Below are 23,336 nucleotides of genomic sequence, written 5' to 3' on the forward strand. Positions count from 1 at the left end.
GAGACGAGGAGCGTTGCATGCTGTTCGAGGTGTGGGCACCGGACGCGGAATCGGTCGGACTGCGGCTGGCGGGCGGGCTGCGGGCGATGGAGCGGGACGCCGCACGGGCCGGCTGGTGGACGGTCGAGGCGGCGGCCTCGGACGGGGACCGCTACGGCTTCGTCCTGGACGGGGACGGGGACGGGAGCGCGGGCGGGGGCGCCGGGCGGGTGCTTCCCGATCCGCGGTCGCGCCGTCAGCCGGACGGCCCCGACGGCGAGAGCGCCGTCGTCGACCACTCCCTGTTCCAGTGGCGCGAGGGCTGGACGGGCCGGGGCCTGCCGGGCGCCGTGCTGTACGAGCTGCACATCGGCACGTACACCGCCGAGGGGACCTTCGACGCCGCGGCCGAACGGCTCGGGCACCTCGCCGAGCTGGGCATCACCCATGTGTCGCTGATGCCGGTCTGCCCGTTCCCCGGCACCCACGGATGGGGGTACGAGGGCGTGTCGCTCTGGGCGGTGCACGAGCCGTACGGCGGGCCGGAGGGGCTCAAGCGCTTCGTCGACACCGCCCACGGTCTCGGGCTGGCGGTGGTGCTGGACGTGGTCCACAACCACCTCGGCCCGTCCGGCAACCACCTCCCCGCCTTCGGCCCGTACTTCACCGACACCCATCACACGCCATGGGGCGCGGCGGTCAACCTCGACGCCCCCGGCTCGGACGAGGTGCGGGCGTACCTGCTGGGCAGCGCCCTGGCCTGGCTGCGGGACTACCGGCTCGACGGGCTGCGGCTGGACGCGGTGCACGCCCTGGCCGACGGCCGGGCCCTGACCTTCCTGGAGGAGCTGTCCGCGGCGACGGACGCACTGGCGGCCGAGCTCGGACGGCCGCTCCCGCTGATCGCCGAGTCCGACCTCTGCGACCCGCGGACCACGACCCCGCGCGAGGCCGGCGGCCTCGGCCTGCACGCCCAGTGGAACGACGATTTCCACCACGCGCTGCACACCGCGCTCACCGGCGAGTCCCAGGGCTACTACGCGGACTTCGCCGTCGCCCCGCTCGCCGCCGTCGCCAAGACCGTGACCCGCGCGTTCTTCCACGACGGCACGTACTCCGGCTTCCGCGGCCGGACCCACGGCCGCCCCGTCGACGTCGTCAGCACCCCGGCCCACCGCTTCGTCGGCTACGCCCAGACCCACGACCAGATCGGCAACCGGGCCCTGGGCGACCGGCTCTCCGCCACCCTCTCCCCCGGGCTGCTGGCCTGCGCCGCGACGCTCGTGCTGACCGGGCCCTTCACGCCGATGCTGTTCATGGGCGAGGAGTGGGGCGCCCGTACCCCCTGGCAGTTCTTCACCGACCACACCGACCCGGTCCTCGCCGAGGCCGTCCGCGACGGCAGGCGGCGGGAGTTCGCGGCGCACGGCTGGACGGCGGACGAGGTGCCGGACCCGCAGGACCCGGCCACCCGGAACCGTTCCTGCCTGGACTGGGACGAGCCCACGAAGGAACCGCACGCCCGGCTGCTCGCCTGGTACCACGAACTGATCACGCTGCGCCGCGCCCTGCCGGACCTCTCCGATCCGGACCTGGCCTCGGTGCGCACCGCCCACGACGAGCGGGCGCGCTGGCTGGCGTACCGGCGGGGCGATCTGCGCGTCGCGGTCAACCTCTCCGGGGAGCCGGCCACGATCCCGTTGGGCGGCGGCCGGCGGTGGGGCCGGGCGGGGCGGGTGGTGGCGGCCTGGGACCCGGTGGCGGCCCCGGGCCCGGACGGCCTGCTGCACCTGCCGCCGGAGTCGTGCGTCGTCCTGGCGGACGGCTGAACCGGCCGGGGCGCGGGCCCGGGACGCCCGGGCGCCTCCCGCGCCCCGGCCGGCCGGCTACTCGACGATCGCCAGGTCGCGCGCGGTGGTGTTGAGGCGGCGGCCGCCGTCCTCGGTCACGGTCACGATGTCCTCGATCCGGACCCCGAACCGGCCCGGCAGGTAGATGCCGGGCTCCACGGAGAAGCACATCCCGGGCACCAGCGGCTGTTCCTCGCCCTCGATCATGTAGGGCGGTTCGTGGGTGGTGACACCGATGCCGTGGCCGGTGCGGTGGATGAAGCGCTCGCCGTAGCCGAACTCGGTGATGACGGCGCGGGCCGCCCGGTCGATCTCCTGACAGGCGACGCCCGGCCGGACCGCCCGGCAGCCCGCCTCCTGCGCCTCCCGCACGATGTCGTGCACCCGCTGCTCCTCGGCGGTGGGTTCGCCGACGTGGACGGTGCGGGAGGTGTCGGAGCCGTAGCCGTGCTTGAGGCCGCCGAAGTCGAGCACGACCATGTCGCCCCGCTCGATGGTGCGGTCGCCCGCCTCGTGGTGCGGGTTGGCGCCGTTCGGCCCCGAGCCGACGACGGTGAAGTCGACCTGGGAGTGCCCGAACCGCTTGAGCAGGTCGGCCAGTTCGGCGGCGATGTCGGTCTCCTTGCGGCCCGAGAACCGCACCTTGAGGATCTCCTCGTACGTGGCGTCGGCCGCGGCCCCGGCGGCGGCGAGCCGCTCCAGCTCGGGGGCGTCCTTGACCGCGCGCAGCGTCGGCAGGGCCTCGGTGAGGGAGACGTACGAGGTGTCCGGCAGCGCCCGCTGGAGCCCGAGCAGATGCATCGCCCAGGTGTTGTCGCTGACCCCGAACCGGCCCCGGCCGTCGAGCAGCGGGGCGGTGACGGCGTACGGGTCCTTGCCGTCGGTCCAGTCCCGCAGGGTGAGGGCCGGGGCTCCGGCGGCGCCCTCGGCGTCCGGGGCCTCCAGCGTCGGGACGACGAGGACCGGGTCCTGGCCGGGAGTGAGGACGAGGACGGTGAGGCGTTCGGTGTTCACCGGCCGGTAGCCGGTGAGGTGCACGAGGTCGGGGCCGGGTGCGACCAGCACGCCCGCGAGCCCGGCCTCGGCGGCGGCGTCGGCCGCCCGCGCCATGCGGGCCCGGTAGTCGTCGGCGGTGAACGGCGCGGGCTGGTTCGGACTGGACATGCGGGAGCCTCCTGACGGCGCGACACGGCGTACAGCATCCTGCCCGTCCGCGCCGGTCGACGCGAGTGGGCCCGGGGCGTCCGGCGGGCCGTCGGCCCGGGCCGTTCAGTCCTGCGGGGCGGGCCGGACGACGAGGTCCGCCCGGTCGCGGCCCCGCTCGACCAGGCGCGCGTTGGCCTCGTCGGAGTCCGCCACCCAGCGTTCGGCGTACGGGCGGGGCTTGCCGAACCGGACGTGCCGCTCGACGAGCCGCCGCACCCGCCGGGCCCGGTCGAGGTCCAGGTACCACACCTCGTCGAGCAGCGGGCGCACGTCCGCCCAGTGCCCCTCGTCGTGCAGCAGGTAGTTGCCCTCGGTGACGACCAGCGGGACGTCGGGGGGTACGGGGACGGACCCGGCGACCGGTTCCTCCAGGGTGCGGTCGAAGGCGGGGGCGTACACGGTGGTGCCCGGCCGCGGGGCGCGCAGGCGGGCGAGCAGGGCCGCGTACCCGGCGGCGTCGAAGGTGTCGGGGGCGCCCTTGCGCCCGGCGCGTCCGAGCCGGTCCAGTTCGGCCCCGGCGAGGTGGAAGCCGTCCATGGGGACGAGGACGGCGAGCCCGTCGAGCGCCTCGACGAGCCGGGCCGCCAGGGTGGATTTGCCGGCTCCGGGCGGCCCCGCGATGCCGAGGACGTGGCGCCGGCCGGGGACGGCGAGCCGGCGGGCGCGGGCGGTGAGTCCGCCGAGGTCGCTGAGGTCGCTGAGGTCCATGCGGGGCATTGTGCCGCCGCCGGGAGTCGGGCGGGGTGCCGCGGGGGCCGTCAGCGGGTCCCCCTGCCCTCCAGGTAGGCGAGCACCGCCAGCACCCGCCGGTGCACCGTGCCGTCGTCGGGCTCCAGGCCGAGCTTGAGGAAGATCGAGCCGATGTGCTTGCTCACCGCCCGTTCCGTCACCACCAGTTCGGCGGCGATGGTGCCGTTCGCCTTGCCCTGGGCCATCAGTTCCAGGACCTGGCGCTCGCGCGGGGTGAGGCTCCGCAGGGGTTCGGCGGACGCCTTGCGGGTCAGCAGTTGCGTCACCACCTCGGGGTCGAGGGCCGTGCCGCCGGCCGCCACCCGGTCGAGCGCCTGGAGGAACTGGTCGACCCGGCCCACCCGGTCCTTCAGCAGGTAGCCGATGCCCTGGGCGCCCCCGGCGAGCAGCTCGGCGGCGTACGTCTCCTCGACGTACTGCGACAGGACCAGGATGGGCAGCTCGGGCAGCCGCCCGCGGGCGGCGATCGCGGCGCGCAGCCCCTCGTCGCGGAAGGTGGGCGGGAGCCGCACGTCGAGCACGGCCGCGTCCGGCCGGTGCTCCAGCAGCGCGGGCAGCACCTCGGGCCCGGTCGCCGCGTCGGCCACCACCTCGTGGCCCGAGCTGGTGAGCAGCAGGATCAGCCCCTCCCGCAGCAACGCGTTGTCCTCCGCGATCACGATCCGCACGGCAGCTCCACCTCGATCTGTGTCGGCCCCCCGGCGGGGCTTTCGATGCGGGTGGTGCCGTCCAGCGCCGCGACGCGACGCCTGATCCCGACCAGTCCGCTGCCGGCGCGTTCGTCCGCGCCGCCGTGGCCATCGTCCCCGATGGTCACGCGCAGCGTCCCGGGGGGCCGCTCGATGCGCACGGCCGCGGCCGTCGCACCGCTGTGCTTGCTGATGTTGGTGAGGGCCTCGGCGACCACGAAGTAGGCGGCGGCCTCGATCGCGGCCGGGAGCCGGCGCCCGTCCTCGACGCCGTCGAGTCCGACGGTCACGGGAACGGCGACGTCACCGGCCAGCGCCCGTACCGCGCCCGCCAGTCCGCGGTCCGTCAGCACGGGCGGGTGGATGCCGCGCACCACGTGCCGCAGCTCCGCGAGGGCCGCCTCCGCGCCGTCCTGCGCCTCGTCGAGCCGGACCCGGGCGGCGGCCGGGTCGCGGTCGAGGAGCTGCTTGGCGAGGCCGATGCGCATCGACAGGGCGACGATCCTGGCCTGGGCCCCGTCGTGCAGGTCCCGTTCGATGCGGCGCAGTTCGGCGCCGTGCGCCTCCACGGCCCCGGCCCGGCTCTCGGTCAGCTGGGCGATCCGCTCGGTGAGCGCGGCGGACGGTGCCGGGGTGAGCAGCGCCCTGGACCAGCTCGCCGACAGATCGGCGAGCACCCCGTGCAGGGGCAGCACCCAGCCCCGCCGCACCGGCCGTTCCGTGCCGTACTCGTCGGCCGTCCGGCGGTCCAGCAGATGGACGACGGACAGCCCGATCCCGTCCACCAGGAGCCCCACCGGCCACAGCACCATCGTGAAGTAGCCGAGCACGTTCCCGGCGAGGGCCTGGGCCGGCAGCCAGAGCGCGTCGCGCCGGGCCGTCGGGTCGGCGAGCACCCGTCGTACCCGCTCGGTGACCTCGGCGCTGTCCAGCGGCGGGTACGGGGTGGGGGTGAACGGTACGCCCAGCCGTGCCGCCGCCCGGCGGCGCTCGAACTCCGCGGCCCCGCGCAGCGCTTTGGCGGCCTCGGGCAGTGCGGGCAGCCCGATGACGACCGCGGCGAACAGCAGCACCGCCGCCACCAGGAACGTGCCCACGTAGGTGGCCAGCCCGATCCCGAGCCCGATGAACAGATAGCGCGACGCGTCCCACGAACGCCGGACGGCGACGGTCAGCGGGGCGGGATCAGTGCTCATGGCACCCCACGTTACGGCGGGCCGCCCGCGGTCGGAGTGGGGCCCTCTCCCACACCCGTGGTGGAGTCCGCTGCACCCCTTCCGGGGCACCTGCCCCCTCGTCCGGCCCTCGTCCGGCTCGTAGCTTTTTTCGCAGGTCAAGAGGTACGGAACGAGGAAGGAACGGGGTCCACGGTGGACACGGTCACAACGGCACGGGCGACCGCGCTGAGTCTGGAGTCGGTGAGCCGGCGCCACGGGCGGCGCGGGGGCGGGGAGGTCGTCGCGCTCGACGGGGTGAGCTGTACGGTCCCGGCCGGGAGCTTCACGGCGGTGGTGGGCCCCTCGGGGTCGGGGAAGAGCACCTTCCTCCAGTGCGCGGCGGGTCTGGACCGTCCGACGTCGGGGACGGTACGGGTGGCGGGCACCGACCTGGGGTCGTTGTCCGAGGCGGCGCTGACCAGGCTGCGCCGGGACCGGATCGGTTTCGTCTTCCAGTCGCACGCCCTGAATCTGGTGCCGTCGCTGACCATCGAGGAGAACGTGGTGCTGCCGCTGGTGCTGGGCGGCGCCGATCCGGCGGACGGGCGGGTGCTGGAGCGGGGCCGGGCGCTGCTGGGCCGGGTCGGTCTGGCGGGCCACGGCGGCCGGGGGCCCGCGACGCTCTCCGGCGGCCAGCAGCAACGGGTCGCGGTGGCACGGGCGTTGGCCACCGAGCCCGATGTGATCTTCGCGGACGAGCCGACCGCTTCCCTGGACCCGGAGTCGGCGGTGCTGGTGCTGGACCTGCTGCGGGAGGCGGTACGGACCGAGGGCCGCACGGTCGTGATGGTCACCCACGACCCGGTCGCGGCGGGCCGGGCGGACACCGTGCTGACGATGGACGGCGGCCGGCTGCGATGAACACGAAAACGTCCACGTCCCGCACGGGCGGGCGAAAGGGCCGCGCCGACGCGCGGGGGCGCCGCGCGAAGGCACCGGGGTCCGGGACCGAGGAGCGGCGGCCCGGCGCGGAGGTGCGGCACGGGATGCGGCGGGCCTCGGCGTTCCTGGCCCGCCGCTCGCTGCGGGCCCATCGCCGGGCCTGGACCGCGGTGTTCGTCGCGGCGGCCGCGGCGGCGGCGCTGATCGGCGCGTTCGCCCTCGTGCTCGGTTCGCTGCTGCTGGCCCGGCCGCCGGTGGAACGGTACGCCGGGGCCGACGCCGTGGTGGCGGCCGACCAGCGGGTGACGTACACGGCGAAGCCGTGGGGCAGCGAACCGCAGACCGTGAGCGCGTACCTGCCCGAACGGGTGCGCCTGGACCGCTCCGTGGTGGCGCGGGCCGCCGCGGCCGACGGGGTCGCGAAGGCCGTCGCGGACGATTCGGTCCCCCTGGTCGTGGGCGGCGGCAGCGGCGGGGTCCCGGTCGTCGGCCGGTCCTGGGCGTCCGCCGCGCTCACCCCGTACCGGCTGACGGCCGGGCACGCGCCGAGGACCGGGACCGAGGTGGTCGTCGACCGGGCCGTGGCCGCCGCCACCGGGAGCGGGCCCGGCAGCCGGGTGTCCCTGCGGGCGGACGGGGCCTCCCGGCCGTACACCGTCAGCGGAGTCGCCGACACCGGTCACCGGGGCGCCTCCCCCGCCGTCTTCCTCACCGAGCGACGGCTCACCGGCCTGGCCGGCCACCCCGGCACGGTCGACGCCGTCGGCATCGTCGCCGAGCGGGGCGTCCCCGCCGGGGCGCTGCGGGCGTCCCTGGCCGGGGCGCTGCCCGACCGCGCCCGCGGCGACCGCGGGATCCTGGTCCTCACCGGCTCGGAGCGGGGCCTGGCCGAGCACCTCGACGCGCCCGGCGCACGCGCCGAACTGCTCCCGCTGCTGGCCTCCGTCGCGGCGACCGTCCTCATGGTGGCGCTCCTGGTGATCGCCACCACCATCGCCCAGGCCGTGCACCAGCGGTCCGGTGAACTGGCGCTGCTGCGCGCGGTCGGGGCGACGCCCCGGCAGCTCAGGTCGGCCGTCGGCCGCGAGGCGGGCCGGGTGGCCGGGGCCGCCGCGCTGCTCGGCGCGGTCGGTGCCCTGCCGCTGGGGCTGGTGATGCGGTCGCTGCTGACCACGGACGCGCTGCCGCTGGCCGTGCCGGTGTGGCTGCCGGTCGCGGCGGGTGCCGTGGGTGCGGGGCTCATCGCCCTGGCCGCCCGTCCGGTGGCGCTGCTCGCGGCCCGGTCCGTCACCCGGGTGCGGCCCGCCGACGCGCCGGGTGCGGCGCGGGCGGCCGAGCCGGCCGGGCCGGGCCGGTTCCGTACGGTCGCCGGGGCGGTGCTGGCGGTGGCCGGGGTGGGTTCGGCCGGTGCGGCGACGGCGCAGGGCGGGCAGGCGGCGGCGATGGCCGCGTCGGGCGCGGCGACCTCGCTGATCATCGCGGTGGCGCTGCTCGGTCCGTGGATCGCCCGGGGCGCTGCCCGGGTGCTGGGGGCGCCGGTGCGGCGGCTCGGCGGGGCCTCCGGTTTTCTGGCCGCCAGGTCCGCCGCGGCGCACCACCGGCGGCTGGGGGCGGCGATCACCCCCGTCGTGCTGGTCGTCGCCTTCGTCTGCGTGCAGTTGGCGGCGGCCTCGACGCTGGAGCGGGCGGCCGGGAGGGAGGCCGCCGCGGCGCTCCGGGCCGATCTGGTGGCGACCGGGCCGGGCGGGCTGCCCGCCGACGCGGTACGCGCGGTGCGCGGGGTTCCCGGGGTGGCCGCGGCGACCGGGGTGCTGCGGTCCACCGTCGTCCTCGCCCGCCGCGAGCTGGGCGAGCCGGTGCTGGAGCGGCTGCCCGTGCTGGGGGTGACGGCGGACCGGCTGTCGGACACCCTCGATCCGGGCGTCACGGCGGGCGACCTGGCGGAGCTGAGGGGCCGCGGCACGGTCGCGGTCGGCGAGGACCGGGCCGCCGACCTGGACATCGGCACCGGTGACACGGTGGAGCTCCGCCTCGGCGACGGCGCCCCGGTCCGGCTGCGGGTGGTGGCGCTCTACGAACGGGCCCTGGGGCTCGGCGAGTTCATGCTGCCGCGCGGGCTCCTGGCCGGGCACGTCTCGGCCCCGTACGACCAGCAGGTCCTGATCCGCTCGGCGGACGGCGGCGCGGTCGCGGCCCAGGCGTTGCGGCGTGCGCTCGCCCCGTACCCGGGGGCGCGGGTCGGTGCGGCGACGGCGGACGACGTACGGATCGCCCCGCCGACGTCGGACGGGGACGACGCCCTGGTCGTCATCGGTGTCGGGGTGATCGGCGGCTTCGCGCTGCTCTCCGTGGTCAGCACCCTGTCCCTGATCTCGGTGGGCCGCCGTCCGGAGCTGCGCCTGCTGCGCGTGGTCGGCGCGGGCCGCCGCCAGGTGCGGCGGATGCTGGTCCTGGAGACCGGTCTGGTGGCGGTGGCGGGCCTGGCCGTCGGCACGCTGGTCGCGGCGATCCCGCTGACGGCGTTCTCGGTGTCGGCGGCCGGTTCGGTGCCGTACCTGCCACCGGCGCACTACGGGGTGCTGGCGCTGACCGTGACGGTGGCGGCGGGGCTGGGCACGATGTGGCCGGGCACGGCGGGGGGCCGGTCCGTCCGCCGGTGAGCCGTGGAGCGGTCCGGTTCCGGGGCCCGGCCGGCGGCGGGTGCCCCGGGGCCGTGTCGGGTCACGAGGACGCGGGCAGCGGCAGCGCGCCCTCCCGGCCCGCGGCCGCGGCCAGCGCGTCGAGCACCGGGGCGATCAGCGGATGTCCCTCCGCCCCGTGCCGCACCGCGGCGAAGACCCGGCGGGTCGGCGCGCTGCCCTGGACCGGCCGCACCACCACCCCCGTCAGTTCCATCCCCCGCAGTGCCGACCGCGGCACCAGCGCCACCCCGGCCCCCGCCCCGGCCAGCGCGACCACCGCCCGGAAGTCGTCCGAGGAGTGCTCCATCCTCGGCTGGAACCCGGCGAACTCGCAGGACAGCACCACCACGTCGTGGCAGGGGTTGCCCGGGTACGGACCGATCCACGGGTCCTTCTCCAGGTCGGCGATCGCCACCTGTTCCCGGCCGGCCAGCCGGTGCCCCACCGGCAGCACCGCGTCGAACGGCTCGGAGTACAGCGGCACCCGGGTCAGCCGCAGGTCGTCCTCGCCCGGTGCGCCCCGGTACTCCACGGCGACCGCCACGTCGACCTGCCGGTCGAGCACCATCGGCACGCTCGCGTCGCCCTCCGCGTCCTGGACCCGGACCCGGATGCCGGGTGCGGTGAGGGTCAGCTCGGCGATGGCGGGGGCGAGGACCAGGCCGATGCCGGTGGCGAACGCGGCGACGGTGACCGTACCGGCGTCCCCCGAGCCGTACGCGGCGAGTTCCGCCTCGGCCCGCTCCAGCTGGGCCAGCACCGCGTTGGTGTGGGTGAGCAGGATGTCCCCGGCGGGGGTGAGCCGGGCCCCGCGCGCGCCGCGCTCGACCAGCCGGTGCCCGGTCTCCTGCTCCAGCGCGGCGAGCTGCTGGGAGACCGCGGAGGGGGTGAGGTACAGCGCGGCGGCTGCGGCCGTCACCGTGCGATGGTCCGCCACCGCACGCAGGACGCGCAGCCGCCGTGAATCGATCATGTCCCCATTGTCCCAGGTCACGGAGGTGACCCGGCCGCCCGGGTGAAGCCCCGGGCGGATGGGCGGACGGGGCGCCCGGACAGCGGCCCCGCCCGCCCCGTCACTGTTCCCCGAGTGCCGCGCGCGCGTCGACGAACGCGTCCACGGCCCGGTTCACGTCCTCGGTGGAGTGGGCGGCGGAGAGCTGGACGCGGATGCGGGCCGCGCCCTGCGGGACGACCGGGTACGAGAACCCGATCACGTACACCCCGCGCTCCAGGAGCAGTTCCGCCATCCGGCCGGCCTTCGCCGCGTCCCCGATCATGACGGGGGCGATGGCGTGGTCGCCGGGCAGGACGTCGAAGCCCTCCGCGGTCATCCGGGTGCGGAACAGCTCGGTGTTGGCGTTGAGCCGCTCGCGCAGGTCGCCGGCCGCCTCCAGCAGGTCGAGGACCTTGAGCGAGGCCGCCGCGATGACCGGGGCGAGGGAGTTGGAGAAGAGGTACGGGCGGGAGCGCTGGCGCAGCAGCGCGACGATCTCGGCGCGGGCCGCGACGTAGCCGCCGGACGCGCCGCCGAGCGCCTTGCCGAGGGTGCCGGTGATGATGTCGACGCGGTCCATCACGTCGTGCAGTTCCGGGGTGCCGCGGCCGCCGGGGCCGACGAAGCCGACCGCGTGCGAGTCGTCGACCATGACCATGGCGTCGTGGCGCTCGGCGAGGTCGCAGATCTCGCGCAGCGGGGCGACGTAACCGTCCATGGAGAAGACGCCGTCGGTGACGACGAGCCGGCGGCGGGCGCCGGACGCCTCCTTGAGCTGCTTCTCCAGGTCCGCCATGTCGCGGTTGGCGTAGCGGAAGCGCTGGGCCTTGGACAGCCGGATGCCGTCGATGATGGAGGCGTGGTTGAGGGCGTCGGAGATGACCGCGTCCTCCGGGCCGAGGAGGGTCTCGAAGACACCGCCGTTGGCGTCGAAGCAGGAGGAGTAGAGGATCGTGTCCTCCTGGCCGAGGAACGTGGAGAGCCGCTGCTCCAGCTCCTTGTGGACCTCCTGGGTGCCGCAGATGAAGCGGACCGAGGCCATGCCGTAGCCCCAGCGGTCCAGCGCCTCGTGGGCGGCGGCGATCACCTCGGGGTGGTCGGCGAGGCCCAGGTAGTTGTTGGCGCAGAAGTTGAGCACCTCACCGGGGCGTCCGCCCGCGGTGACGGCGACGGATGCGGACTGCGGGGTGCCGATCACCCGCTCGGGCTTGTGCAGTCCGGCGGCCTCGATCTCTTCGAGGGTGGTGCGCAGGTCGTCGCGTACGGAGTCGAACATGAGGAGTGTCTCCCAGTTGTCTACGGGGGCGTCGTCCGAGGGGCGTCGGCCGGTCCGAGAAGTGTCGGCCGGTCCGGGGGCGTCGGTCGGTCCGAGGGGCGTCGGTCAGGAGGTCCAGTCGAGGATGATCTTGCCGCCGCGGCCGCTCGCCGCGTCGTCGAAGGCCGCGTCGAAGTCGCGGTAGTCGTAGCGGCCGGTGATCACGGGGGCGAGGTCGAGGCCGCCCTCCAGGAGCACGGACATGGCGTACCAGGTCTCGTACATCTCACGGCCGTAGATGCCCTTGATGGTGATCATCGAGGTCACGATCCTGGACCAGTCCACCGCGAACTCCTCGGACGGCAGTCCGAGCATGGCGATGCGTCCGCCGTGCGTCATGTTCGCGATCATGTCGCGCATCGCCTCGGGCCGGCCGGACATCTCCAGGCCGATGTCGAAGCCCTCGCGCAGGCCCAGGCGCCGCTGCCCCTCGGCGATGGTCTCCTCGGCGACGTTCAGGGCGAGGTTGGCCCCGACCTTCCGGGCCAGTTCCAGCCGGGCCTCGCTGACGTCGGTGATGACGACGTTGCGGGCGCCCGCGTGCCGGGCGACGGCGGCGGCCATGATGCCGATCGGCCCGGCGCCGGTGATCAGCACGTCCTCGCCGACCAGCGGGAACGACAGCGCGGTGTGGACGGCGTTGCCGAACGGGTCGAAGATCGCGGCGACGTCGAGGTCGACGGGGATGCGGTGCACCCAGACGTTGGACGCGGGCAGGGCGACGTACTCGGCGAACGCCCCGTCCCGGCCGACGCCGAGGCCGAGCGTGGCGCGGCACAGGTGGCGGCGGCCGGCCAGGCAGTTGCGGCACTTCCCGCACACCAGGTGGCCCTCGCCGCTGACCAGGTCGCCGATGGTGATGTCGACGACGTCGGCGCCGGTCGCCGCGACCTCGCCGACGAACTCGTGGCCGAGGACGAGCGGGGTGCGCACGGTCTGCTGCGCCCAGCCGTCGTAGTTGCGGATGTGCAGGTCGGTGCCGCAGATGCCGGTGCGGAGCACCTTGATCAGCACGTCCGAGGGGCCGATCTCCGGCTCGGGCACGTCCATGAGCCAGAGTCCCGGCTCGGCCTTCTGCTTCACGAGTGCCTTCACGGCGGTGGCTCCCTGCGCTGGTACGGCGTTGAGTGCCCCGGGCCGGAGGCGGCCTTGCGCGAGCCTGCGGCCCGGGGAGGAATGAGAGGGACGGGTTCCATGGCAGCGCGCGTCGATCGGCTGCCGCGCACCATCCTCTGCCGTCACGGAGAAATCTGCCGCACCCCGCGCCACAGGTCCATCGAGGTTTTCTTAAACGCGCCCGCAGCTCCACTTCATGCCACCGCCGCGCTTCCTCGGGGGGACGACGGCTCACACCTTCAGGTAGGGCCCCAGGAAGCGGGCCCGGCCGTCCTCGACCCGGTAGAGGAATATCCCCTCCTCGAACCGCAGCTGGCGGCTGGAGCGGAAGGAAATGGTCCGGGTGATGCCCTTGTGGGTGGTCAGGAAGAGGCGTTGCGCGATGCCTTCGCGTTCCGCCCCGGTGGCGCTGGTGGCGCGGGCCGCGCGGGCGATCAGCCCGACCGCGTCGTACGCCTCGGCGGCCCAGCGGGCGGGCGGTGCCCCGAACCGCTTCCGGTGCGCGGCGGTGAACGCCTTCGCGGCCGGGAGCGCCGTCGGGTCGCTGTACGCCTGGGCGAACACCCATCCCTCGGCGGCCTTCCCCGCGCCGTCGAGGAAGGCGGTGGCCAGGACGGGCCCGGTGGAGACCCGGCTGCCGGTGAATCCGGCGGCGGCCAGGGCCACCGCGCAGCGGGCGCCCCGGGTGGGGGACGTCGAGGCGAGGACGACGGCGTCCGCGCCCCCGGCGACCACCGCGCGGGCCACCGGCCCGAAGTCGTCGGTGTCCGCCGCGACCTGGTGCCAGGTCACCTTCGAGCCCTCGGGCGGGGCGTCCCGGAAGGTGCTCGCGATGGCCCAGGCGCCCTCGGGGTCGGCGCCGTCCTCCACGACGGCCGGCCGCCGGGCCGGGCGGACCTGGGACAGATAGCGCAGGATGCCGGCACCCAGTACGTCGTCGAAGGGGCTGAGCACGCAGAGGGTCTCGACGGCCTCCAGCCCGGCGGTGGTGGACCGGGCCGAGACGACGGCCTGGGCGAGGCCGGTCCGCTCGTAGCGCTCGACGACGGCTTCGGCGACGACGTTCCCGGTGGGGCCGACGACGGCCAGCACCTTCGGGTCGGCGGCCAGCCGGTCGGCGACGCGCAGGGCGCGGGCGGGGTCCCCGGCGTCGTCCTCGGCACGCAGGGCGAGCCGGAAGGCGATGCCGGCGCGGGCGTTGTGGTCGTCGACGGCGAGCTGCATGCCGCGCCGGTGCGCCAGGCCGACCGCCCGGCCGGGGCCGGTCAGGTCGGCGTGCAGGCCGATGGTGTGGACGGGGAGGGCGCGGCGGGGTTCCGTCTTCCCTCGCCCCGCCAGCCAGGCCGCCGTGCCGCCGCCCGCCAGCAGGACCGCGCCGGCGGCCGACGCGGTGAGCAGGCGGCGCCGTGAGAGGCGGGGCGGGGCGGGGTCCTCGGCGACTGTCGGAACCTCGGCGACCGTCGGGGGTTCGGGGACGGGGAGCGCGAGGGCGGTGGCGGAGCGTTCGGCGATCAGGGCGGACAGCCCCGGCGGCGCCCAGGAGGGGTCGGGGGCGTGCCCGGTGCCGCCGAGCCGTTCCTCGACCTGGCGGGCGGTGGGCCGGTCCGCCGGGTCCTTGGCGAGGCATGCCTCGACGAGCGGGAACAGTTCGGGCGGCAGGCCGCGCAGGTCCGGTGGCTCGTGCACGGTGCGGAACAGCACGGACGCGGCCCCGTCGTCCCCGAAGGGGCGCCGTCCGGTCGCCGCGTACACCAGGACGCAGCCCAGCGAGAAGATGTCGCAGGCCGGTCCGAGCGGCCCCGCCGACGCCTGTTCGGGGGCGAGGTAGCCGGGGGTGCCGATCACGGCGTCGGTCGCGGTGAGGGCGGTGGCGCCCTCGTGGCGCGCGATGCCGAAGTCGATGAGCCGGGGCCCGTCGAGGGCGAGGAGGATGTTGCCGGGTTTGACGTCGCGGTGGACGAGACCGGCCCCGTGCACGGCGACGAGGGCGCCGGCCAGCCGGGCGCCGAGCGCCCGGACGGTCGTGACCGGCAGCGGCCCCTCGGCGGCGACGACCTCGGCCAGCGAGGGGCCGGGGACGAACCCGGTGGCGAGCCAGGGTTCGCGGGCCTCGGCGTCGGCGCCCGTCACCGGGACCACCCAGGGCCCGGTGACCCGGCGGGCGGCCTCGGCCTCGCGCCGGAACCTGGCCCGGAAGCCGGGGTCGGTGGCGTGCTCGGCGCGGATCACCTTCACCGCGGCCAGCGCCCCGCCGGGGGAACGGGCCAGGTAGACCACGCCCATGCCGCCCGCGCCGAGCCGCACCAGGGTCCGGTACTCGCCGACGGTGCGGGGGTCGTCCGGGGTGAGTGGTCGCATGCCCGGTCAGTTCTCGGTCCGGGGGGCCGGGCCGAGGTAGCGGAACGCGCCGTCGCGGACTCCGTGGAGGTGGGCGGTGATCCCCTTGAGCCGGTAGTCCTCGCCGAAGGCGTAGTCGCGGGAGACGCCCTGGTACGAGGAGGTGGCGATCTTTTTGACGAGGGCGGCCCGGGCGGGTGGCCGGTTCTTCCGGGCGAGGGCGGTGACGGCGGAGAGGACCAGCCCGGCCGCGTCGTACGCCTCGGCGGCCCAGGGGGCGGGGGCGCCGCCGTACTTCTTGCGGTGCGCCGCGGTGAACTCCTTCGCGGCGGGAGCCGTCGCGCCGACGCAGGGCGAGACGAATTCCCAGCCCTCGGCGGCGGCCCCGGCGTCCTTCAGGAAGCGGGCGCCCATGGCCGTGTGCATGGCCATGCGGGGGCCCTTGTAGGAAGTGGCGGCGAGCGCCCGCGCGGCGCGGGCGGCCCCGGCCTGGTCCCCGGCGTGGAAGAGCGCGTCGCTGCGGTTCGCGAGCAGGTCGGCGACGACCGGGGCGAGGTCGCGGGTGCCGGCGGGCACCACGCGCGGATAGGTGGTCCCGTCGGTGGTGGTGCCGACGATCCGGTTCAGGAAGTAGCCCGCCTGGTACGCGGACTGGCCGCCGGCCCGGTCGAGGAGCACCCCGAGCCGATGCACGTCGGGCCGGAGCACCAGCCGGTCGCGGATCGGGTACGCCAGCGCGGCGTCGGAGGGGACCGCCTGGAAGAAGGACCGCATGGACCGTACGGCGAAGGTGAGTTGCTGGGACGACACGGTGACGATCGGCAGCATCGCCTCGTCGTAGGTTCCGAGCACCGCGGTGGTGACGGGGTCGTCGGTGGGGCCGATGACGGCGAGCACGTCGCGGTCCCGGGCGAACCGTTCGGCGGCGCGCTTGCCCTCGGCGGTCGCGCCCCGGTCGTCGATCGCCTTCACCCGCAGCGTGAACGGCTTGTCCGTACGGGAGTTGAACCGCTCGACCGCGAGTCGCACCCCGCGTTCCTGGGCCCGCCCGGCCGCCGCCCGGGGCCCGGACAGGTCGGCCTGCACGCCGATGGTCCAGGTCCGGGGGCCGGTCGCGCCGGAGCCGGTGGTGTCGTCGCGCAGCCATTCGCGTACGGCGAAGGCGCCGCCGCCCGCGACGGCCACCGCCCCGGCACCCGCGAGGAGGAGCAGCCTGCGCCGGGACGGGGCGGGGGCGGCGGGGTCCGCGGCGACCTGGGTGGCGTCGATGCCGGGCAGGGCGAGGATCTCGGCGGACCGCTCGGCGATCAGCCGTACGACGTCCTCGGGCAGCCAGTCGACCGAGCCTTCCGGGGCGTCCTCGGTGATCCGCTCGTCGAGTGCGGCGGCGGTGGGGCGGGCGGCCGGTTCCTTGTCGAGCATGGTGCCGAGCAGGGCGCGCAGTTCGGGGTCGTCGATGCCGTCGAGATCCGGTGCGTCGTGGACGGTGCGGTAGAGCAGGGCGTCCACGGCGCCGCTCCCGAAGGGCGGCCGTCCGGTCGCGGCGTACGCGAGGAGGCAGCCGAGCGAGAAGACGTCACCGGCCGGTCCGACGGCTGCGGCACCCTCGGTGGCCTGTTCGGGGGCGAGGAATCCGGGGGTTCCCACCACCAGGTCCGCGGCGGTCAGCGCGGTGGCGTCGGTGACCCGGGCGATGCCGAAGTCGATGAGCCGGGGCCCGTCGGCGGTGAGGAGCACGTTGCCGGGTTTGACGTCGCGGTGGACGAGCCCGGCCGCGTGCACCGAGGCCAGGGCGCGGGCCAGCAGCCGGCCGAGGACCCGGACGCTGCGGGCGGGCAGCGGTCCGCACCGGGCGACCGCCTCGGAGAGCGCGGGTCCGGGCACGAACTCGGTGGCCAGCCAGGGGCGTTCGTCCTCCGTGCCGGATCCGGTCACCCGAACCGCCCAGGGGCTGTCCACCCGGCGCGCGGCCTCGGCCTCGCGGCGGAAGCGGACCCGGAAGTCGGCGTCCCCCGCGTGTTCGGGCAGGATCACCTTGACGGCGGCCAGCGCCCCGTCGGCGGTCCGGCCGAGGTAGACGGCGCCCATGCCGCCGGCGCCGAGGCGCCCCAGCAGCCGGTGTCCGCCGATCCATGACGGGTCCGAGGCCCGCAGCTCCTCCATGCGCCCTCAGCCCTTCTTCCCGACGGCCTGGTGCAGCCGTATCAGCATGGTGCTCTGCGCCTGGGCACTGAGATCGGTGATCTCTTCGTCCGTCCACCCCTTGGCACCCTTGGCGGTCACGGCGAAGGTGAACCGGAGGATCTGGTCCTGCTCCCAGAAGTACGGGTGGGGGCCGCCGAGTTCGTTGCTGCGGTACTCGCCGGATTCCATCAGCGAGTCCTCGGAGTTGTCCTGGTTGGCCTCGCCCCGGCCCAGGGCCCCCGCGCCGAGTCCGCCGATGAACTCGCCCTGCCGGAGCTGCTGCGTCGGGCAGCGCATCGTCTCCTCGATCGATTCGGCCATCTCCCACCGCGCGCCGTCGTCCGTGCGGTGGACGGTCATGATCGCGGCCAGCCGCAGTGGCCCCTTGCCCTTGGCGGCGGGCACCTCGAAGGAGCGGGTGAGGGTGGCGAGGATGCCGCGGCCCGGATCGCCCTGCTGCCACACGCAGTTGCGGTCGAGCACCGGCCAGCTGTCCGGGCCGCTCTCGTACGGGGTGCGGGCGACGACCCCGGGGCCGAAGTTCTCGGGGTCCGCGATGACCTTCCCGATGAGGTCGAGAGCGGCTTTCCGCGTGGTGGGCAGCCGTGCCGGGTCGGCGTCGACGACGGGCCCGGTCGTGGCGCCGGACGAGCCCTTCGCGGTGGCGGTGGCCTTCGAGGCGCCCGGCCGCTTCTCCGCCTCGTCCCCGTCGCCTCCACCGCCGCAGGCGGTCGCCAGCAGCAGCGGTACCGCCACCAGGACCCCGTACCCGCGCCACCCGCGTATCGGCCCGCCGCGCACCACGATCGACCACCCCCGTATCCCCGAAGTCGCGTCGATCCTATGAGTACGGAAGAGGGGCTGCCGGTTCCCGGGGAAACTATTGCGCCATCAGGACGTCCGGGATTCCCGGACAAGCGCCGGTATCGGTGACGAACCAACAGATCACTTGTATCTCAAGGGAGTTGTCGCCACCGAACCGGCGTACGGGGGTGTGGTCCGGGCTACTTCCCCTCGACCCCGGCAGGCTCGGGGTCGGTGGACAGCCGGGCGTGCAGGTGCTCGTCGTGGTACTTGCCGTCACCGAAGACGTGGGAGTCGCGCAGGGTGCCCTCGGGAAGGTAACCGCAGCGGTCGGCCACCCGGCAGGACGCCTCGTTGCCCACGGCGTGGGCGATCTCGATGCGGCGGGCGTCGGCCGTCGCGAAGCCCCAGCTCGTCACCGCCCGGGTGCCCCGGGTCGCCAGGCCCCGTCCGCGGGCGGCCGGCAGCAGCCAGTAGCCGATCATCGCCAGCCCGTCCTCGCGGTCGACCCAGCGCAGGTTGACACCGCCCAGCAAGGTGCCGTCGGTGGCGTCCAGGGCGACGAAGGGGGCGGCCGCGCCGCGTTCCCACACCCCGTCGCGCGCCTCCACCCATGCGCGGGCCGCGTCCCGGTCGGCGACCGCGATGGGGTTCCAGAGGGCGATGTCCGGGTCCGTCCCGGCGGCCACCAGGCCGTCCAGCAGGGCTTCCGATCCGGCATCCTCCCGGGTCCAGGGGCGCAGCACCACGTCTCCCAGATCGAGGGTGGTGCGGACGAAGGACTTGCGGTCGACGGGGCCGAGGGTCTGGGCGGCCTGCGGGGCGGAGGAAGTACTCATGGAGCCTTTGTAAAGGAACAGCAAAGCTCTGGCCAGCGATTTTCTCCGGATCGACGGCCCGTCCCGGTCGGCGCCGCGCCGCACACCGAAGTCGGCACCGGTGCGCGGCGCGGCGGATCCCACGGGTCACATGCCGGACGGCAGGGTCAGGAGAGCGCCAACTCCGTCACGTTGCCCGCCTCCAGGACCCAGGTCGCGCTGAGGCCGCCCTCCTTCACCCGGGCGTCGCCGTCGCCCTTGAGGACGCCGATGCGCTTGCCGGACAGCGCGATCTGGATGGCCTGGTCGTACTCGTGCACCCAGGTCGCGCTGAGCCCGCCCTCCTTGACGTGGACCTTGCCGTCGTCCTTCAGGATGCCGATGCGGTCGCCGGACAGTTCGAGCTGGACGACGTCGTCGGCCTCCCGCACCCACGAGGCGCTGAGGCCGCCCTCCTTCACCCAGGCGACGCCGTTGCCGGCGAGGACGCCGATGCGGTTCCCGGCCAGGTCGATGCCGATGGCGTTGTCGGACTCCCTGATCCAGGAGGCGCTGAGCCCGCCCTCCTTCACCCAGGCCACTCCGTCACCGGTGATGACGCCGATGCGGTTGCCGGACAGCTCCAGCTCCTTGACCTTGGCGGACTCCTTGACCCAGGTGGCGCTGAGCCCGCCCTCCTTCACATAGGCGTCGCCGTTGTCCTTGAGGACGCCGATGCGGTTGCCCGACAGTGCGATCTGCTTGACGTCCGTGGCCTCCTTGACCCAGGTCGCGCTGAGGCCGCCCTCCTTCACCCACGCCACTCCGTCACCGGTGAGCACACCGATGCGGTTGCCGGACAGGGTGATCTGCTTGACGTTCCCGGACTCCTTGACCCAGGTGGCGCTGAGCCCGCCCTCCTTCACGTAGGCGTCGCCGTTGACGCGCAGGGTGCCGATGCGGTTGCCGCCGTCGCCGGAGACCGTGCCGGGCACCGCGCCCGCCGTGGCCGCACCGGCGAGACCGGCCAGGGCCAGAACGGCCGTCGCCACGGAGAGAGTCTTGAGGTTCAACGGAGTAACTCCTCTGCTCGGGTGACCCCTCGGGCCCGTCGAGCGGCGCCCTCGGGGGAATCGATCGATCCGAAGACGACCAACGACCGACGGGGCGGCCGGTGCGTGAGCCATTGAGGTGAGCCCGGCGCACTCGGTACGGCCCGCCGCGCCCCCCGAAGAGCGCTGCCAGGAAGCATCGTTGAGGAGGTTGTGACCCAGGGGAGTGATGATGTGGCCGGCAGTGCGCAGCGGGTTGATGACGAAGCCGCGGAGGGCGGCCATGTTCTCCGGGCCGTGCTCGGTTCGGATCTCGCAGGCGTCCTGCTCGGGCGGCGCGGTCGGCCCGCATGTCTTGCACTGCCTGCTGCGGGAAACCTCCCACAGGCCGGTGCGTCGGCCTCTACCGTGAATGTTGAAGCCCTGGGCTCGTCCATCCAGTCCGTGAAGACATTCTGGTCAGGTCCGGCAGGCAGGACGGAATAGAACTGATCCGCAGCCCCCGCACGGCCGCAGCGGGGCCGCGGATGGGCACAGGAAGCGAACGAGAGGCACACATACGCGCTCATTACCGACGCCGCTCAAATTTCCTACGCCAGCAGGTGGGATGACGTTATTGATGCAGGCTCGTGGATTCTTGAACATCGACCATCCGTGCTATCTGTGGTCTTTTTCCTCAGAGACTTCTTCGCGGCATTTCTTGTTCTGTTCCTCGCACTCTCGCCGCTTTTCAATCGCTGGTTACGCAGACGCACAGAGAGGGTGTTCGAGCCGATAAATATTCATCGGCGAGCATGGGCCGCCAGGTGGGCGGAGCAGGATGTATCCGATGCCCTGGCGTGCGCGGACGCCTCAAGCCCCGCAGTATCCGACGAGGACATTAATCGCCTGACCGAGACCGCCAGGTTTTGGTATTATCGCGGCCCTCTGACGATCCTGTGGGATATGGCCAAACTGGCAGGCATTTCGGTATTGCTGCTCCACATCATACCCATTATGGATAAGCTGAACAGTCCGGCGGGGAGAAAATGCCTGTATGGGACGGGGGCGAATTCCAATCCAGAGAGCTGCCTGCCCGAAGGGGCAGCCTCACTTGCTGTGCTCTGGGACCCCAAGACGGATCTTGTCATCCGGGCGTGGAAGGCCGTGAGTACGTCGGTGACCCACCCCTTGGCGAATCCCCAGAAAACCGCCACCACGATTGTGGCGGTATTCCTGCTGGTGGTGATCATCAAGAGGGTGCACGCGCTGGCACCTTCCCTCCTGCACTTCTTCTCCCGGGAGCGGAGTCGCCATGCGCAGGAACCAGGGGTTTCGCAAGCTGCCGCCGGGGGCGGCCCGGTTCGTGAAGTGGATCGCCGGCGGCCCACGATCCTCCTGCTGGCCACCTGCAGGAAAATTCGTCAGGCGCACCAGCAGCTGGAGGCCGGCGGGAGCGCGCCGGAAGTCAACCTGAAAACTGCGGAACGCGTGGTATATGACGCCTGGCGAACCCGCCACGGGAAAACCGGGTCGGTCTCGCAGCGTGATGCGATCGAACATGCCGAGCGGGTGGTCGGCGCCCTTCGCGCCATGGAAAGCAGGCGGAAGAGCGATGCCGACACCGGGAGAGTTCTCGAAGAAACAAGGGCCATGTTACTGAAGATCAGTTGCCGGTACGAGGAAGGTCTCACTTTGAGGCTGCTCGACCCCGAAGACCTCGAAGGAGTCGAGCCTGCGGTGCGCCGGGAATGGCTCCGGAGGATTCTCGTAGTGGCAGCCGTGGCCGGTTTGATTGCAGCGACCAAGTTCGGGGAGCTGTCGGGAGAAGTACTGGCGTCCCTGGTCGTACCGGTGGTCCTGATCGCCGGGACCCTCGCCGGCAGGGGGCGTATCGACAGCATCGAACTGATCGACGCAATGCGCGGTCGAAGCCAAAGGCCATGAAGCTGTGCGGCGACGGCTCATTCCAACAACGGCTCGACTCGCGATGAGAAGATACGGCCGGAGTATCGCAAGAGGACATTGACGAATACCCCGAACTCCTCTTGCGCGTCTCTGGCAAATCCTTCGCCACCGGAATCGGGAATCACGAGCACCGGACCGGCAGCGTCATGGCGTCCAGGGGCATTGCATAGTCGCGATCGGTCCGGTTCGTCTGCCTCATGCGTGACGTGGCGTCATGTCCCGGCCTGGTCTGGAATGCCCCCGGGAAGCAGAGCAGGCACGGTGCCGGTGATCATGTGGTTGTCGAGGACCCATGAGAACCGAGCGAGACCGTGCCTGCCCGAACGCCATCGCCCATGCCCGCCGGGCTGGGGAATCTGGCCCTCCCGAACCTCTGCGCCACTACGCAGGATGCCGCTGACCTGCGACGCTTCCTGGTCTGGGTGCCCGATCCGCGTGGCCTGCGAGGGCGACGGTATCCGCTGCTCCCCCTGTTGTGCGCGGCTGCGGCAGCCGTCCTGACCGGTGCCCGGTCTCTCATCGCGATCGGTGAATTGATCGGCGATGCCCCGCAGCCCGTCCTGGGTGTGCTCGGTTTCCCGGCCGGCCCGTTCACCGGCATCCGGCCGGCGCCGCACGCCGCCACCGTCCGTCGCCTGCTCCAACGCGTCGACGGCGACGCGCTGGATGCGGCCATCGGTGCTTACCTCCAGGCCAGAACGCCACGGCCGGAAGAGTCCGAGCCGCCGTCGAAGTCGGCTCCACGGGCGATCGCGGTCGACGGCAAGACAGTCCGCGGCTCCCGCACCGCCACGACCACCGCAGTCCAGCTGCTGGCCGCGATGGACCACCACGGCGTGGTCCTGGCCCAGCGTCAGGTCGCCTCCAAGAGCAACGAGATTCCATCTTTCCAGCCACTTTTGGACACCATCAACGTGGAGAACACCGTGCTGACCGGCGACGCCCTGCACACCCAACACAGCCACGGTGCGTACTCCGCCGACGCGGTGCCCACTACCTGGCCATCGTGAAGAAGAACCACCCCGGACTGTATGCGCAGGTCACCAAGCTGCCCTGGGCCGAGATCCCGCTGGATCACAGCACCCGGGACCGGGCCCACCACCGTGACGAGATCCGTCGGATCAAGGTCGCCGTCTTCCCCCACCTCGACTATTCCGGCGCCCGCCAGGCCATCCAGATCGTCCGGTGGCGGCGCGAGCTGAGCACCGGGAAACTGACCACCGAGCGCGTCTACGTGATCACCAGCCTCAACGTCTTCGACGCGACACCGGCCCAACTCGCCACCTGGATCAGAGGCCACTGGGGCATCGAGAACCGCCTGCACCACGTCCGCGACTGCACCTTTTGCGAGGACGACTCCAAGGTCTGCACCGGCCATCTGCCCCGCACCATGGCCGGCCTGCGCAACCTCGCCATCAGCGTCTTCCGCCAGAACGGCGAGACCAACATCGCCGCCGCCCTCCGCCGCACCAGCCGCGACTACCACCGACCGCTGTCGACCCTCGGCCTCACGTAATCAACCCGGACAGCTCGCGA

General features: G+C 73.7%; 18 protein-coding genes. 6 read left to right on the forward strand and 12 right to left on the reverse strand.

What is annotated here, in order from left to right:
* The first annotated feature begins 17 nt into the window (after positions 1-17).
* The gene (gene treZ / locus ACFYW1_RS01680) at positions 18-1,808 is read left to right on the forward strand and encodes a malto-oligosyltrehalose trehalohydrolase (protein ID WP_388985583.1); all 1,791 of its coding nucleotides are present in this window, start codon (positions 18-20) and stop codon (positions 1,806-1,808) included.
* Positions 1,809-1,865: 57 nt separating this feature from the next.
* On the opposite strand, the gene ACFYW1_RS01685 is transcribed toward treZ, so the two are convergent.
* The 4 genes from ACFYW1_RS01685 to ACFYW1_RS01700 form a co-directional block, all read right to left on the reverse strand.
* Positions 1,866-2,993 carry an aminopeptidase P family protein gene (locus ACFYW1_RS01685; RefSeq protein ID WP_388985585.1) on the reverse strand — a complete coding sequence of 376 codons (1,128 nt, stop codon included), beginning with the start codon at positions 2,991-2,993 and terminating at the stop codon, positions 1,866-1,868.
* A 105-nt stretch (positions 2,994-3,098) separates the two neighbouring features.
* A complete protein-coding gene (locus ACFYW1_RS01690; protein WP_388985586.1) occupies positions 3,099-3,752 on the reverse strand; it encodes a nucleoside/nucleotide kinase family protein in 654 nt (217 codons plus the stop codon).
* A 41-nt stretch (positions 3,753-3,793) separates the two neighbouring features.
* Positions 3,794-4,453 (reverse strand): LuxR C-terminal-related transcriptional regulator, encoded by a 660-nt coding sequence (locus ACFYW1_RS01695; RefSeq protein WP_388985588.1) that lies wholly within the window; start codon positions 4,451-4,453, stop codon positions 3,794-3,796.
* Positions 4,441-5,670 (reverse strand): sensor histidine kinase, encoded by a 1,230-nt coding sequence (locus ACFYW1_RS01700; RefSeq protein WP_388985590.1) that lies wholly within the window; start codon positions 5,668-5,670, stop codon positions 4,441-4,443. Before ACFYW1_RS01700 ends, ACFYW1_RS01695 begins: the two co-directional genes overlap by 13 nt.
* Positions 5,671-5,844: 174 nt before the next feature.
* Between ACFYW1_RS01700 and ACFYW1_RS01705 the strand changes: the two genes are divergently transcribed.
* Complete coding sequence (locus tag ACFYW1_RS01705; RefSeq protein ID WP_388985592.1) at positions 5,845-6,552, forward strand: ABC transporter ATP-binding protein; 708 nt, start codon at positions 5,845-5,847, stop codon at positions 6,550-6,552.
* Positions 6,549-9,233 (forward strand): FtsX-like permease family protein, encoded by a 2,685-nt coding sequence (locus ACFYW1_RS01710; RefSeq protein WP_388985594.1) that lies wholly within the window; start codon positions 6,549-6,551, stop codon positions 9,231-9,233. The genes ACFYW1_RS01705 and ACFYW1_RS01710 overlap by 4 nt, the downstream gene beginning before the upstream one ends.
* Positions 9,234-9,294: 61 nt before the next feature.
* On the opposite strand, the gene ACFYW1_RS01715 is transcribed toward ACFYW1_RS01710, so the two are convergent.
* The 8 genes from ACFYW1_RS01715 to ACFYW1_RS01750 all read right to left on the reverse strand — a co-directional run bounded on the left by ACFYW1_RS01715 (position 9,295) and on the right by ACFYW1_RS01750 (position 19,874).
* On the reverse strand, positions 9,295-10,227 hold the full coding sequence (locus ACFYW1_RS01715; RefSeq protein WP_388985596.1) for a LysR family transcriptional regulator: 933 nt from the start codon (positions 10,225-10,227) through the stop codon (positions 9,295-9,297).
* A 100-nt stretch (positions 10,228-10,327) separates the two neighbouring features.
* Positions 10,328-11,524: a glycine C-acetyltransferase gene (locus ACFYW1_RS01720; RefSeq protein ID WP_148840033.1), complete on the reverse strand. Its 1,197-nt coding sequence runs from the start codon at positions 11,522-11,524 to the stop codon at positions 10,328-10,330.
* A gap of 105 nt (positions 11,525-11,629) precedes the next feature.
* Entirely contained in the window at positions 11,630-12,658 is a 1,029-nt protein-coding gene (gene tdh / locus ACFYW1_RS01725) for an L-threonine 3-dehydrogenase (protein ID WP_388985598.1), read from the reverse strand.
* Between the two features lie 252 nt (positions 12,659-12,910).
* Complete coding sequence (locus tag ACFYW1_RS01730; protein ID WP_388985600.1) at positions 12,911-15,037, reverse strand: bifunctional serine/threonine-protein kinase/ABC transporter substrate-binding protein; 2,127 nt, start codon at positions 15,035-15,037, stop codon at positions 12,911-12,913.
* Between the two features lie 6 nt (positions 15,038-15,043).
* Positions 15,044-17,179 carry a bifunctional serine/threonine-protein kinase/ABC transporter substrate-binding protein gene (locus ACFYW1_RS01735; protein WP_388985602.1) on the reverse strand — a complete coding sequence of 712 codons (2,136 nt, stop codon included), beginning with the start codon at positions 17,177-17,179 and terminating at the stop codon, positions 15,044-15,046.
* 6 nt (positions 17,180-17,185) lie between these two features.
* On the reverse strand, positions 17,186-17,956 hold the full coding sequence (locus tag ACFYW1_RS01740) for a hypothetical protein (protein WP_388985603.1): 771 nt from the start codon (positions 17,954-17,956) through the stop codon (positions 17,186-17,188).
* A gap of 248 nt (positions 17,957-18,204) precedes the next feature.
* Positions 18,205-18,843 carry a GNAT family N-acetyltransferase gene (locus ACFYW1_RS01745; protein WP_388985605.1) on the reverse strand — a complete coding sequence of 213 codons (639 nt, stop codon included), beginning with the start codon at positions 18,841-18,843 and terminating at the stop codon, positions 18,205-18,207.
* 146 nt (positions 18,844-18,989) lie between these two features.
* Positions 18,990-19,874, reverse strand: coding sequence for a peptidase S1 (locus tag ACFYW1_RS01750; RefSeq protein WP_388985607.1), 885 nt, complete (start codon positions 19,872-19,874; stop codon positions 18,990-18,992).
* Positions 19,875-20,507: 633 nt separating this feature from the next.
* Between ACFYW1_RS01750 and ACFYW1_RS01755 the strand changes: the two genes are divergently transcribed.
* The 3 genes from ACFYW1_RS01755 to ACFYW1_RS01765 all read left to right on the forward strand — a co-directional run bounded on the left by ACFYW1_RS01755 (position 20,508) and on the right by ACFYW1_RS01765 (position 23,316).
* Positions 20,508-21,779: a hypothetical protein gene (locus ACFYW1_RS01755; RefSeq protein WP_388985609.1), complete on the forward strand. Its 1,272-nt coding sequence runs from the start codon at positions 20,508-20,510 to the stop codon at positions 21,777-21,779.
* 356 nt (positions 21,780-22,135) lie between these two features.
* Positions 22,136-22,810, forward strand: coding sequence for a transposase family protein (locus ACFYW1_RS01760; protein ID WP_388985611.1), 675 nt, complete (start codon positions 22,136-22,138; stop codon positions 22,808-22,810).
* Positions 22,807-23,316, forward strand: a complete 510-nt coding sequence (locus tag ACFYW1_RS01765; protein ID WP_388985613.1) for an ISAs1 family transposase — start codon at positions 22,807-22,809, stop codon at positions 23,314-23,316. Before ACFYW1_RS01760 ends, ACFYW1_RS01765 begins: the two co-directional genes overlap by 4 nt.
* Positions 23,317-23,336 lie beyond the last annotated feature (20 nt).

Origin of the sequence: Streptomyces sp. NPDC002669, from assembly GCF_042889165.1 — a bacterium.
In the GTDB taxonomy this organism is placed as follows: domain Bacteria; phylum Actinomycetota; class Actinomycetes; order Streptomycetales; family Streptomycetaceae; genus Streptomyces.